Annotated in this window: 12 protein-coding genes; 4 read left to right on the top strand and 8 right to left on the bottom strand. The window is 43.2% G+C overall.

Annotation, left to right across the window (positions count from 1 at the left end):
• Positions 1–561 precede the first annotated feature (561 nt).
• Positions 562–5,259: a T9SS type A sorting domain-containing protein gene (locus ABIC84_RS13430; RefSeq protein ID WP_429263851.1), complete on the top strand. Its 4,698-nt coding sequence runs from the start codon at positions 562–564 to the stop codon at positions 5,257–5,259.
• Positions 5,260–5,275: 16 nt separating this feature from the next.
• Positions 5,276–5,476, top strand: coding sequence for a hypothetical protein (locus ABIC84_RS13425; RefSeq protein ID WP_429263850.1), 201 nt, complete (start codon positions 5,276–5,278; stop codon positions 5,474–5,476).
• Positions 5,477–5,524: 48 nt separating this feature from the next.
• Here ABIC84_RS13425 and ABIC84_RS13420 read toward each other — a convergent pair whose 3' ends face one another.
• The 6 genes from ABIC84_RS13420 to ABIC84_RS13395 form a co-directional block, all read right to left on the bottom strand.
• Positions 5,525–6,190: a DUF4136 domain-containing protein gene (locus tag ABIC84_RS13420; RefSeq protein WP_426589338.1), complete on the bottom strand. Its 666-nt coding sequence runs from the start codon at positions 6,188–6,190 to the stop codon at positions 5,525–5,527.
• A gap of 265 nt (positions 6,191–6,455) precedes the next feature.
• Positions 6,456–7,064, bottom strand: coding sequence for a Maf family protein (locus ABIC84_RS13415; RefSeq protein ID WP_429263849.1), 609 nt, complete (start codon positions 7,062–7,064; stop codon positions 6,456–6,458).
• An 86-nt stretch (positions 7,065–7,150) separates the two neighbouring features.
• Positions 7,151–7,672, bottom strand: a complete 522-nt coding sequence (locus tag ABIC84_RS13410) for a KdsC family phosphatase (protein ID WP_090524424.1) — start codon at positions 7,670–7,672, stop codon at positions 7,151–7,153.
• Between the two features lie 151 nt (positions 7,673–7,823).
• A complete protein-coding gene (iscX, locus tag ABIC84_RS13405; RefSeq protein ID WP_091171429.1) occupies positions 7,824–8,066 on the bottom strand; it encodes a Fe-S cluster assembly protein IscX in 243 nt (80 codons plus the stop codon).
• 90 nt (positions 8,067–8,156) lie between these two features.
• The gene (locus tag ABIC84_RS13400; RefSeq protein ID WP_090524420.1) at positions 8,157–8,489 is read right to left on the bottom strand and encodes a 2Fe-2S iron-sulfur cluster-binding protein; all 333 of its coding nucleotides are present in this window, start codon (positions 8,487–8,489) and stop codon (positions 8,157–8,159) included.
• Between the two features lie 19 nt (positions 8,490–8,508).
• A complete protein-coding gene (locus ABIC84_RS13395; RefSeq protein ID WP_426589344.1) occupies positions 8,509–9,291 on the bottom strand; it encodes a Rossmann-like and DUF2520 domain-containing protein in 783 nt (260 codons plus the stop codon).
• 82 nt (positions 9,292–9,373) lie between these two features.
• On the opposite strand from ABIC84_RS13395, the gene ABIC84_RS13390 reads away from it, so the two are divergent.
• Together ABIC84_RS13390 and ABIC84_RS13385 are read left to right on the top strand one after the other, a co-directional pair.
• Positions 9,374–10,294 carry an alpha/beta fold hydrolase gene (locus ABIC84_RS13390; RefSeq protein ID WP_429263848.1) on the top strand — a complete coding sequence of 307 codons (921 nt, stop codon included), beginning with the start codon at positions 9,374–9,376 and terminating at the stop codon, positions 10,292–10,294.
• 30 nt (positions 10,295–10,324) lie between these two features.
• On the top strand, positions 10,325–11,041 hold the full coding sequence (locus ABIC84_RS13385; RefSeq protein ID WP_426589348.1) for a hypothetical protein: 717 nt from the start codon (positions 10,325–10,327) through the stop codon (positions 11,039–11,041).
• On the opposite strand, the gene ABIC84_RS13380 is transcribed toward ABIC84_RS13385, so the two are convergent.
• Together ABIC84_RS13380 and ccsA are read right to left on the bottom strand one after the other, a co-directional pair.
• Positions 11,035–11,748, bottom strand: coding sequence for a phytanoyl-CoA dioxygenase family protein (locus ABIC84_RS13380; protein ID WP_429263847.1), 714 nt, complete (start codon positions 11,746–11,748; stop codon positions 11,035–11,037). The two genes, ABIC84_RS13385 and ABIC84_RS13380, sit on opposite strands and share 7 nt — an antisense overlap.
• Before the next feature lie 10 nt (positions 11,749–11,758).
• Entirely contained in the window at positions 11,759–14,221 is a 2,463-nt protein-coding gene (gene ccsA, locus ABIC84_RS13375; RefSeq protein WP_429263846.1) for a cytochrome c biogenesis protein CcsA, read from the bottom strand.
• Between the last annotated feature and the right edge of the window lie 4 nt (positions 14,222–14,225).

Raw genomic sequence — 14,225 nt, 5'->3', positions numbered from 1 at the left:
TATCAGCTACTTGCATTCTCAATAAAATACAAACTGAACACATATACATTGACAATCAGGACATTACAATTATACACTACAAAAAGTTGAACACCCGTTTTTTTAAAAATTGAACACTTATCCCAAGCCGCTCTGAAATACCCCTGCAGCATGTAGTCATCGTCACATTAACCGGCATTCGGTTGACTAAAGTCAATGATGATGATTGTTACAGGACACATAATCCCCAATCAAATCTGAACAGTTTTTTATCAGCAACAAAAATCCTCACTCCTAACAGGAATATTTTTTAAATATTTATCGTTGACCGGTGATTAATCAGCCCTTACTGTAAGTTAACAACCTGCTTATTGATTAAAAGCATAGTGGAAAATATTCCCCAAAACGTGTAAACAATAATCAATAATTAACTTCTCTCAATTTTCCATTTTTTCAATAAAAGACATCGCAACTGATGCAATTGGCAGCACAAACCCACATCTGAGTTGAAATTTGTACTTTAATCCGGTTTTTATTGAACCAGCATTATTATTGACATTATTCGCCCGAAACCCTATTAATTTGAAAACACAATTACGCTGCGTTTTATTTACCGGATATCTGCTATGCCTGATCAGTGCAGCTGCGGCCCAGGAAACCAGCGATAACCTTACCTACTATTACAATAACTTTGAAACTTCCTCTGCCGGTACTATAACATCATTAGGAGCAACCGGGGTTGGTAATGCCACCCGCACAAGTTCCTCGGTTACCATAGATGCATCAACTACAAGTCCTTTAAACGGCTCAGTAAGCCTGCGATCCGCAGTACCGGCCACCAACGCGATAAGCGCCATCAGGTGGGATTTTGTCGGAAGCGGCACATCAGGGAGCGTAGATCTTACCGCTAATGATTTTGAGTGGAACTTCATTTATAAAAACAACAGTAGTACAGGCCCCTCTGATCCTGACGTGATGGCTGTTGGTAACAATACCTGGCGTTATTGGCTTATCGCAAACGATTATACTACCAATAACATGCAGGGTATTTATATAACCCATACGGGCACGACACTCAGCTTGCGGTACAGGTATGACAATGGCACGAACTCGGGCCATTATAATGAGCTTCTTAACGCTACAATGGCCAATGATCAGCAAACATATATGATCAAGGTACAACGTTTAAAAAACGGCCGCTGGGCAATTTTTAAAGATGTTTTTGTAGCAGGCATGACCACAGCCAAAACCCTTGTTGCTTCAAGTACAAGCACAACGGGCGGCAGCTACAGCACTTACTATTATTCCTATCTCGAATCAACGTGTACTACTGCCGGCCGCTTTCAATGGGATAATTTTGATATGTATACCCGTGTGCTTCAATTTACCACCACCGGGGCAAACGATGCAGCTAATAATGTAACACAACCTGCTTATTATGAAAATGAAAGCGTAACCCTTTACGGATTAAAAATAATATCAAGGGGCAACTTTATCATTAATCAACTGGTAATGAATACCTCCGGGGCAGGCTTCGAGGGCTACTTCAATAGTTCGGGGAGTTTGTACCGATCAGATGATTCGTATTATTCTACATCGACAGACGCGCTGATAAGTTCAGTAACTTACACTGGTAACGCTATACAAGATTATAGTGTAGGCGACCTTATCTCAAGCTCGGGCAATACAGATGGATCCTACTCTGTCCCCGGCTATTATTTTTATACAGGTACAGTAAAAAGCCAGCTAAACTATGGCAGCAGCCCTACAGGTACCATTACCGTCACCAGTATTAACACCCTTACAGGGAATGGAAACAGCTCTGCTATTACTTACACCGGCCCCTCGTCAAATGGTAATATCATAACTTTTGCAAATGCAATTGACTGGACAGGCGCGTCGGACAATAACTGGAACAATACCGGTAACTGGAGCTCCGCAACGGTGCCAACTTCTACCAATGTGGCACGCATAGGTGTTGTTTCATTTAAAAACCAACCTATTGTTCAAAGTAGTGTACCCAGTATAGCATCCATGGTATTTGGCCCTTTAACCAGTACACTATTCGGGTCTCCGTCAATTACCTTAACCATCAATAACACCTATTCACTTACGGTAAACGGCGCCATCACACAAAATCACAACAGCAGCAGCGGCGATGTAACAACAACTATTACAGGTACAGGGAATGCAACATTAAGCTGCAACTCTTTTATAGTGGGCGATAATACAACGCCACCGGCACCAAACATATTTACCTCGCCAACATCAAATACAACCACTATCAATACAACAGTCCCCGTATTTAGTATCACCAATTCGTTATCATTAAATACCACGTCTTCGGCAATTGGCTACTACGCCTTAGGGTTCCTGCAAAACTATTCGGTAAATAACGCGGCATTTCATCTAAATTCCGGATCATTAACTGCAAGCAACATAGCCACTACCAATTTAAACTATGTAAACAGGAATGATGGTATAGTAACTGTAACCAATGCTGCATTAATTGATATGGATACCGGTACCGGTGCCTCCACATTAACTTTAACAGGCAATACCCCAATAAGTGCCGCTACCGGTGGTACTATTGATTTTACAACCGGCGGAAGCGGTACAGGACTTGTAAATTATGCGGCAACTTCGGGCACGCAAACGGTATACGCTACTAATGACAGCTTTATAGGTACAAACCCCTCCAACTATGATAATCTTACCTTATCAGGGGCGGCAGCCAAAACTGTTGACGGAGGCGCGCTAACCGTAAGCGGAAACTGGATCACAAGCGGCGGGGCGGTAAATCTTAATACCAATAACCCTATTATAACTGTTGCAGGAACCTGGACCAATTCAGCAAACGTAACCCAGGGCTCGGGCAATATCAGTATTACGGGCAACACTACTAACAGCGCCGTTATTACAGGCGGCTCGGGCACATTTACTTTTAATGGAGATTACACCAATACAGGTACATTTACAGCAGGTACCGGAACAGTATTTTTTAGTAAAGCAGGTGCTCAAGCCCTCACAGATAACAGTACCAACGGCACAAAATTTAATAATGTTACTGTAAATGGCAGCGGCACCAAAACCATGTCGGGCACCGGTAAATTCGCGGTATCATCATCGGGTATCCTTACTATGGGTGGTACAGCTACCCTTGCCGCCGGCGGCGTTTTAACATTAAACTCCGATGCCACTGGTTCGGCCACCGTAGATGCTATTCCTTCGGGAACAGCAATTACAGGCAATGTAAATGTACAGCGTTTTATAAGCGGCGGCAATTCATATAACAGGGGGTACAGGTTACTTTCATCACCTGTTAATACCGGTTCAGCAGCCAAGGTAATCAGTGTAAATTACCTTAAAAACTCATCATGGATAACCGGTACTACAGGCACTACAGGCGGCTTTGATAAATCCGGCAATCCCACAATTTACTGCTTCAGGGAAAACATAGCCTCGTCGCAGGCATCATTTACAGCCGGCAATTTCAGGGGGATCAACAACATTAACTCCTCGCCAACTTATGTTTTTGATACCGACGGCTCACATACTATCCCTGCCGGCAACGGCTTCCTTTTCTTTTTCAGGGGAGACAGGACAGCCGCCGACCTTGCAACTTCAACAACCGCAAGCTATGTGCCTACCAACACCACTTTAACAACAACAGGTACATTAAATACAGGTAACATTACAGTAAACAACTGGTACAGCGGCACAACCAGCCTCTTGTTCAGCAATACAACAGGCAGCCAGGTAAAGGGATATAACCTAATTGGAAATCCTTACGCGGCCACCATCAATTGGGAAAAATTTAACCGCAGGGGCACAACAACAACAGTTTCCGCCACATCCTCAATTTACGGAGCAGGTTTCCCTTCTGAGGTATCTTCGGCTGCAACCCTATCGGCTCCGGGCAAAATATGGGTTTACAATCCAAAAACAAAGCAGTATGCCAGCTATATGCAAAAAGCGACTGCTATATCAACGGCAGATACGACTACCAATATCAACCCCGGCATTTCAAGCGATGGCTATGCAAGCAATATGATAGCCAGCGGACAGGCGTTTTTTATACAGGCTACCTCGGCTTCGCAGTCATTAACCTTCAGGGAATCGGCGAAATCAACAACGCAACCAACAGCTTCAAATTTGATAGCCTTATTAAGTGCCCCTGCTGATAAAGGGCTGCAAAAACTGGCTGCCACCGCTGCCAACATGGGCATATTGAAAGCAGCTACAGCACAATCAGCAGCATCACAACAAACTTCATCATCATCGGCCGAACCGATATTGAGGCTACAAATGATAAAGGATTCCATTAATACCGATGATATTGTGCTTGCGTTTAACAACGACGCCAGTACAGCGTTTGAAAATAGTAAGGACGCGGAAGACCTCGGAACCAATGGTGCACAGATAGCCTTGTCGGCCCTGTCAAGCGATAGCGTTAAAACCGTTATCCATCACCGGCCTTTCCCTAAAAAACAGCAGGAGATCATCCCTCTAACGTCTGACGCTACCTCATCCGGGCCATATCAATTAAAACTAAGAGCGCTTAGCAATGTACCTGCCATTTATGAAATATGGCTTAAGGATAACTTTACTAAAGATTCGCTGGATCTTAAACACAACAACATTTACAGCTACAATATTGATAAAAGTACCCCGGCTACTTTTGGTAAAAAACGTTTTCAGCTGATATTGCGCCAATCACCTGTATTGGGCCTGCGGCTGCTTGATTTTAATGCAGTAAAAGCAGCCGGCGGCGCTAAAACAACCTGGATTGTTGAAAATGAGGCCAACTACACCACATTTACACTGCAGAGAAGCACCGATAACGGCAAAACCTGGGACGATCTGGATGTGATAAAATCGAACGGTTTGGGAACTTACTCTTATACCGACCCTAACCCGGCAAAAGGCTTAAATAATTACCGTGTTCAGTTAACTGATTTAAACAATGATATCAGCCTGTCAAAAGAACTGCCATTAATGTATGCCAATACAAAAAATAACATAAGCAATAGCCTGCTTACGATATATCCAAACCCTGTAACGGAAACATTAAACCTAACCATAGGGCAAACCAACGCTTCAGCAAACTATAATATTCAGTTAACTAACAGCAGTGGCGTGATACTGAAGGCAGTAAATATCACACAGCTTTACTGGAAAAACAACGTAGCCGGTTTGGTACCCGGAACATATATTATAAGGGTTACCGATAACAAAACCAAACAGTTGATTGGCACCGGTAAATTTTTAAAACAATAACAAGCGATTTGCGCATATGAAAAAAAAGTTCTTTTTAACCGCCCTTGTTCTTGCGGCCGGCACCTTAAGCAGTTTTGCCCAGTTAGATAATCCATGTGATAATGCCGATGGCGACGCTACCTGCCCGCTTGATGGCTGGGTTATTGTTTTAGCCGTAGCTGCCCTTACTTTTGCTGTAACCCATTTATACCGCAAACAAAAATCCCTCCAGGCTTAGCGCCCGAAGGGATTTTTGCATCAGTTCTATAATTGATCAGCAAATTTCTTATGCTTTTTTCATTGGCACCTGGTCTTGCTGTACCTGGTTAAGCTGTAGTTGCTCAATAATGCCGTTAACTACTTTTGGCAGTTCCTTTACAGTTTTTTGCGGGTTGTGCAGTTCGCCAACACCAAAACCACGCCATACCAGTTTACGCGATTTGGTATCCATAATGTCAATAATCAGGGTACCTTCTTTGTAAGGCACGCGGGCATAACCGCCGCCGCCGTAACCGTAACCATAAGGATATCCCCAGCCCCAGCCGCCATAGCCATAAAACGGACGATAGCCCCAGCCACCGCCCCAACCCCAGCCAAATCCTAAACCGAAGCCCGGGTAACCGCCATAGTAGTAAGGATAAAACTCTGTTTTCATTCCCCGGCCGGTAACTGTGGTATAACTTACCAGTAAATCGGGGTTGTTTTCCTGAAATTTTAACCCTTTGTTTTCCAATGCCGAAATAGCCGCGTCCTTAACCCTTTCATCAGCCACTTCCTTTTTTACAACTGCGCCGGCTTTATTGGTCATGGTTGCAGGAGGTAGCCAGGCAAATGTACGGTAAGCGGATAAATCTGTTTTGTTTCGGGCTGCGGTGTAATAATTGTAACTGCTGCATGCAGACAAGGTGGCCACCAGCAGTAACACCAGCCCTGTATTAATAGTTTTTTTCATGACAAATTACTCCCTTTATTTAATACGTTAGACTATGCAGGAAACAAAGGTTTAAATTAAATAATTATTTATTTAATTGTACCGGAAAAACAAGCTTTATCAAAAAGTAACGATGTTTAGCGAAACTGTAACGACGAATAAAATATTTACCAGGAAAGGCACCAGTCATCCGCCCTCATGCCAGCCACACATTGCGAAAGGCACAAGTAATCCCCGCACGGACAGCCGCCCAATACTTACGCCAAGGCGGGTAATACCGGGACATCTATTTGCTTAAGCTGCGCAATTGCGCATAAACCTTTTGGGTAGGTAAGCCAACAACGTTGGTATATGAGCCTTCAATCCGTTCGATGCCTATGAGGCCTATCAGTTCCTGGATGCCGTACGATCCGGCCTTGTCAAGCGGCTGGTACTTATCTACATAATTACTGATCTCGGCATCAGAAAGCTTACGGAATAACACTTCGGTAAGATCATAGAAATTGTTATAACGCCCTTTATATAACAAACATACACCGGTAATAACCTGGTGTACACGGCCCGATAGCATTTGCAGCATTTCGATAGCATGTGCGCGGGTTTCGGGTTTACCCAGTATCAGGCCATCAATACACACTATGGTATCGGCAGTAAGCACAACCTCGTCTCCTACCGTTTCATCAAATGCTTCTGCTTTTTTGCGGGCTATATGCAAGGCCACCTCTGTTGGGATAAGCCCATCAGGAAATGACTCATCAACCTCTTTAAGCACAACCCTGAAATCAATATCCATAAGCCGGAGCAGCTCTTGACGCCTTGGCGATTTTGACGCGAGAATTACGGGTGGGATCACCCCCTCTAAATCTCCCCCGATAGGGGAGACTTTCTTGTGCATTGTGTTTGTAGATGATAAATCCATAACCAATATATAATGGGAACTCTTCTTAAAGCCCTCCCTTTCGGGGAGGGTTTGGGTGGGGTTTACCAGCTATACGCCTGTTTGCTCATCCATTTATCCTGAACCTTGAGCACTTTTTCAATGATATCGCGGGCACAGCCTTTGCCGCCGCCGTAGGGCGATACATAGGCGCTAACCGCTTTGATCTCTTCAACAGCATCGGCAGGGCAAACAGGCAGGCCTGCAAGCTTCATCACTTCCAGGTCGGGGATATCATCGCCCATGTATAATACATTCGTGGCAATAATGCTTTTTTCTTCCAGGTAGATCTTGAACCTTTGCGATTTGGTATGTGTGCCCATATACACATCCTGGATGCCAAGGCTGTTTAACCTGTACATGGCACTTTTTGAGCGGCTGCCCGATATCGCGCAAACATTATAACCGCATTTAACAGCTAACTGCAGCGCATAGCCATCTTTAATATTAAAGGCGCGGCTTTGTTCGCCGGCTTCCGTTACAAAAACAGATCCGTCGGTCAAAACGCCATCCACATCAAAAATGAGGGTAGTAATATCTTTTAATTTATTCAGGAATGATTCCATGGTTGTGATTACACCGATTTTGTTTCGTGATTACACCAATTTGTTGAGGTGATTTTCACCGATTTTTTTGATTATAGAATGTTTGCTTCGTGCTAAACTGCTAATGGCAAATTTAAAACTGCAAACCGCCAGCTCAAAACTGCCAACTGAATTATTGATTATCCCGCCACTCGTATACCCAGGCCGATTGGATCTGCTCCAGGTGGCCTTCGTTTGACTCGGCACGGGTACCAGCAAAATTAGGCAGGCTCAATACCCATTCCAGCAGTTCGGTAAAACGGATGCGGTATATTCTTGATTCGTCAAAATCGTCACCAAACTTTTCATAAAGTTCAATGGCAATATCTTCATAATCATTCCAGTGAATTGGTAAGGCAAATTTATTATCGCTCATTGTTGTTGATTTTACGTACTACCCGGGGGTTACGCTAATACGTTGTAAATTATACGTTTTATTTATTGTTTAAACGGATTGATGCAAATATTAGTGGCCTAAAAACTGCGACTGATCCGGCAGGGTAACTTCAATGTCGCCATCAACAATCACACACTGGCAACCCAGGCGCGAATTAATGCGCGGGTTAACAGCCCTGTCAATAAAATCCTCTTCTTTATCGGATATCTCCTGGATGTTATCCATCCCCTTGTTTACATAAACATGGCATGTGCTGCATCCGCAAACACCACCGCAATTGTGCTGTAGTTCAATGCCATTCTCCAGGCATACGTCTAATACAGATTCTCCTTCGGCTATAGGTAACTCAACGCTTTCGTGCCCTTTTTCCTCGAAATTGATCTTTATTTTATAAATGTTCATTTAAGCAAAAGTAACAAAATTACTCGGGTGCGGTAAACCCTTTATTGTTTTTGATAATACCCTGACTTAATAAAGTATAAACTTCCTGTAACATAGGCATCTCGCTTAGCATCTGCATGTGCATGGCCATAGTGCCTTCGTCATTACGCACTGCCGGGCCGGTTTGCACATTGCGCGGCTCCTGTTCAAGCACTTTTTGGGCAGTTTCCAGGATCAGGGGGCGCAGCAGGTTAAACTCCATCTGATTTTGCGCAAGCAGGTCCTGGGCAACCCCGTACAAATAATTGGGAAAATTACAGGCAAATACCGCGGCAAGGTGCAATATTTTGCGCCGGGCGGAGTTAACGCTATATACATTATTACTGATGGTAAATGCCAGCTGCTTTAAATCAGCAAGTATACCGTCGTCAGCACCTTCAAGACAGAGCGGGACAGATCGGAAATCAACCTCTCTTATCTTGCTAAACGTTTGCAGGGGATAAAATACACCGGCCTTCGGGGTAAAAGCCAGTAAACTGTTCAAATCGGTTGAGCCCGATGTATGTACTATTAACTTTTTATGGGCCGATAGCGCTTTAACAACAGTCGTTATAGCATCGTCCTTAACCGAAACAACAAACAATCCTGTATCGGGATTAATATTGTCAAGGTTATCTATCGCTTCGGCAGCTACATGGTAAGCCAGCAGCGCGGCATGCTGCATATTGCGGCTGTATACCTGTACAATGCGGTGGCCGGCATTTTTAAACGCTGCAGCCATATGAGTAGCTACATTGCCCGAGCCTATTATGGTAATGTTCATATTATCTTTACAATGGAGTAAATTATTTAACTAACTGTAGTATAAATATTTCTGTATTTTAGGAACCAACATCTAATACCGCATGAAAATACTTAAAGTAAGCATAATAATTGTGATATTTCTTGTCGGGGCCGCGTCATTAATCCTTTACGGCTTCTATAGATATAACAATAAGGAAACCAAAACCTTAACCGATGCCAGCCGCAAAAACATCCCTGGCAGCTTTATCAAATTAAGTCAGGGCGTAACCCATTATCAACTTGAAGGCCCTGCTAATGCCGAAGTTGTTATTCTTGTTCACGGTTTTAGCGTACCCTATTATATCTGGGACCCAACCTACGATTTTTTGATAAAAAAAGGCTACCGGGTATTACGCTATGACATGTACGGCCGCGGCTATTCAGACAGGCCAAATGTTCCTTACAATCAGGATTTTTACAACACCCAAATTCTTGATCTTATCAATCAGCTTAAATTAGGAAACAAAGTAAATTTAGCAGGTGTATCATTCGGCGGTGCGGTAATAACAAACTTTACCTGCAGCCATCCCAACCTGGTTAATAAAGTAATTCTTGTTGACCCTGTATATGAACAAAAGAAACCGGTAGCACCGCAATATTTCACCCTTTACAACGAAACTGTAAATTCCGGCGAACGTGCTAAAGGGCAAATGAGTGACTTTCTTCATCCAAAAGCTCATCCGGAATGGATAAAACGTTATCTGCCGCAAATGAGATATAAAGGTTTCGGGAAGGCCCTGGTTTCAACCATGTACAATTACAACCAGGACGGTAAACAAAGTAATACCTGTTTAAATAGTGCCGGTAAAAACGTACTGCTGATATGGGGTAAAGCAGATAAAACCCTGCCAATACGTTTTAGTGATTCCATCCGCAGTGTATTAAAGACCGACTTTTTCCCGGTTGATGGTGCAGCGCATTTACCCATGATCGAAAAAGCAGATACAGTGAATGCTAAAATCCTTTCGTTTTTGAAGCGGTAATAAAATCATTTTTATCTTTAGTTTTAGAAGATGAAATTCAGATTTATTACCTGCTTATTATTATTAACAAACCTGGCATGTTACGCAAATATCAATTACCACCCCTCTTATTCGGCGGATACTACAATTCATAAAAAGGTTAAACGTATTCAACGAAAAGCTGTATATCACGTAACATATCCGCGTGAAAGCATCAAGGGCTATAAGCCTGCATTCGACAACTGCTTCTATACAAACAGATTTACTGCCACCCAGCGGTTAAAGAAATTTCCTTTTTCAGTTGCAACTAAAATTTTAGCAATATCATATGTTGGCCTACCAAAGAATCCTAATATAACTATTGATTCGGCAGGTTTTCCTAAAGCATCAGAAGAACCGGATAGCATTGGAGGCATTATTATAGAAAATGGCCAATTAAAATACGACAATGTTAAGCAGTCAAAAGTCTTAACGCGTGAACAACTTGAAAAGGTCTCTGATATTATTTTCAACTATGGCTATAGCGGTATGAAAAACTACCTGATAACAGCCCTGCCGGGTTGCTTCGAACCACGCAATTCGATCGTATTTCTTGATAAGAATGATAATGTGATTGACCATCTTGATATTTGTTTTGCTTGCAAGGCGAGTGAGTCCGGTTCGGAAAAAATAAGTATAGGAATAGATTGTAAACAGAAATACGATATGTTGAAAGCGTTCTTCATAAGTGTCGGGGTACCTTACGGAACAAGGAAGTATGATCAATAAACCCTTTCCGCCCAATCAATCTCATCAGCAAGCGTTACCCTGCTAAACTCAATATGTGCTACCCTACGTTTTTTGTTATTGGTGGTTCGGCTTGAGGCGTGCATGAGCAACGGCCGCATGATCATGATACCACCGGCCTGTACATTACAACTCACTTCAGTTTCTTGCTGCCAGTCGATGTTTTCGGGGCGATATATTTCTTTAAGGTGTGAACCGGGTAATACTTTCAATGCACCATTATTTTCATTGGTGTCATCCAGATGAATGCGGACAGTGAAATTATCCTGCAAAATATGGAGTGGAGGCTGTACAGCAAACTGGTTTTGTTTAACCGTCCAGGGGCTATAACCTGCTATGTCAATTTTCCCATCCACCGATATGGTCAAATCCTGGTGCCAGGCCACAAACCAATTTGATGATCCGGGCTTATCAAAATAGATTGATTTTACAACAAAGTAGCCATCGCCAAAAATATCAGAGATAATGTTTTTTAACTTGTTATTCAATAAAAGAGGAGAAACATCCGGAACAGCCTTCAGAAACTGCCTTATAGCAAATACATCGGCTGTTTGGCGGAAAAGCGGGCCTGATCTGTCAGCGGATTCTATGACGTTAATTACGGTATTAACTTCGGCACCGGTATAAATATCATCCATAACAGTAAATCCGTCATGAGCTATATGATACCGGTGCCCGGTTAAATCCATCTAACAGAAATTAAACAGTTTTAAGTTCTTTATTACGTCTTTGAATTGAAAGCAGGAAGCCTATCACCATAATGATCGTACCACTCCAGAAGAAGTTGATATACGGGAAACTGATAGCACGCATTACAATCCACGGACGTTTATTTTGTGGCTGCTGATAAACAGTGATCTCTACCTTTTTATTTTCAGGGTTGATCCTTGAAAAACGCAGTTTTAAACCGGCATCCTCGACCTTACGGGCAAAGTCAAACACGTTACCGCCCCTGATCATAAATACGGGCTCGGCATTGTATACTTTGCCGTCGCGGGCATGAACCTCGATATTAGCGCCAATAGCCACATCATTAGCAGTAAGCGGAATGTTTTGTACCGTAGCCTGTTTGTTTAGTGATTTAACCAGCATAAAGCCGTCGCGGTACCTGATGGTATCGCCGATGGCAACTTCATGAGCTACCGGCTCATCATAGTTTTTATCATCGTTACCTTCGTCATGCCCGGCTTCGCCCTGCATAGCAAAACCTTCGCTTGGGATAGCGGTAACGTGAGTATAAAGATCATTTAACAAGTAATGTTTAGTATCGGGCGATGAAGACATTCCCGCATCGCGACTGGCCTGTACTTTGGGTTTAAGCACAAAGTTTTCAAGCACTTTGCCGTTAGCATCAAACTTTTTATAATCAACCCTGTAAAAATGGTAAGGTGATGATACCGAGTCGCCAAGGTAGGTAACTGTATAATCGCCCATTTTTACCGGGGTGTTTTTGTAGATCATGATATTTTCGCGGGCATTGCCAGCCTTAGCGTCAAAACCCTGCACATTAACTACGCCACTCGCGTTTTCAGAAACTACTTTACTGGTGCCTGCTGCTATTACCGCGCCCACCATCAACAAGCCAAATCCTAAATGCGCTACGGCCGAACCGGCCAGTTTAAACTTACCCTTAAAGGCATCAACCAAAACTTTGGCATTGGCAATAACCGAATAAACCGAACCGCACATCACCAGATTGAACACGAAATTAAGGCGATAAACCCCGGTTAAGTAAACAACAAGCGCCGTTACCAATATGGCAAACAAAAGGTAAACGCCTGTGGTAATGAAAAACCGGGTAATATCAGTCTTTTTATATTTCAGGAATTGCGTAAAGCCAGTAAGTAAAGTCACCACAAAAGCAAATGACGACTGGATCACATTATAATGTTTAACAGCATCAGATGGAGGTGCTATTTTGGTACCAAACATGGCATTCCATACAGGTACCGATGTTACTACAATAAGGTGGAAACATGACAGCCCTAAAAACACCGAACCAACAAACATCCAAAACTCGCGCGAGTAAGTTTCTTCATCTTTTTTGGTGATGGGCAATTCTTTCCATCTCCATACCAAAACAAAAACAGATAGCAAAAGGAATATCAGGATGCCGATAACCAGTTGCCAAAACATACCTAAATCGGTAAACGCATGCACCGAGCTTTCGCCCAGGATACCGCTCCTTGAAAGGAATGAGGTGTACCATACCAGTACAAAGCTTAGCAATACCAGCAACGTAGCTGTAAAATATGAGTGACCTGTATTTTTAAATACGATAAGTACGTGCAATGCCGCAACCATGGTTAACCACGGAAATATCGAACCGTTCTCAACCGGGTCCCAGGCCCAGAAACCGCCAAAGTTCAATGATTCATATGCCCAGAACGAGCCCATGATCACACCGGTACCCAATATCATAGAACCAAACAGGGCGTATGATATAGCGGGCTGTACCCACTCTTTATATCGTTTTTGCCAAAGCCCTGCAACCGCATAAGCAAACGGAACTATAATAGATGCAAAACCCAGGAACAATGTAGGCGGGTGAATCACCATCCAGTAATTTTGCAGCGATGGGTTCATCCCTTGTCCGTCTTTTATAAAGTCGAGGTAGTTTGGCTGCGAGAAGATAGGCGCTTCGATACCTGAATTACGCAGCAACAGGAACGGCGAGCTGCCTATCCGCTGACCGAAAATATCGATACCAAGTACCATAGTGCCCAATATCACTTGCGACAGGGCAACAACGGTCATTACCGGGCGCTCCCAAGATTTGGCCCTTGCAATAAGTACGTTACCCAAAACGGCCTGCCAAAAAGCCCAAAGCAAAAAGCCGCCCTCCTGTCCGTTCCAGAAACCTGATACCAGGTAATAAACAGGCAATGAGCGTGAGGTATAAGCCCAGGCATAATGATATTCGAAATAATGATTATAAAGCACATAGAACAGGCAGGTACCCATTCCTAAAATAGAGATAGAATTTACGTAGAAACCTAAACGGCCTAAACGCTGCCAGCTGCTGTCGGCCTTACCGGCATCATCAGTAGTAGCAAAATAGTAACTTATAAATGACAGCAGGGCTGCACCAAACGAAAGAACAATAAAAAACTGGCCGATTTGTCCCGGTAAAAGGTGTTCGCCCTTAAAAACTGTATTCATCAAA

Origin of the sequence: Mucilaginibacter sp. 3215 (assembly GCF_050433785.1) — a bacterium.
Taxonomy (GTDB): Bacteria; Bacteroidota; Bacteroidia; order Sphingobacteriales; family Sphingobacteriaceae; genus Mucilaginibacter.
The sequence above is the reverse complement of the archived record's forward strand: the minus strand, read 5'-3'. Positions and strand labels throughout refer to the sequence as shown.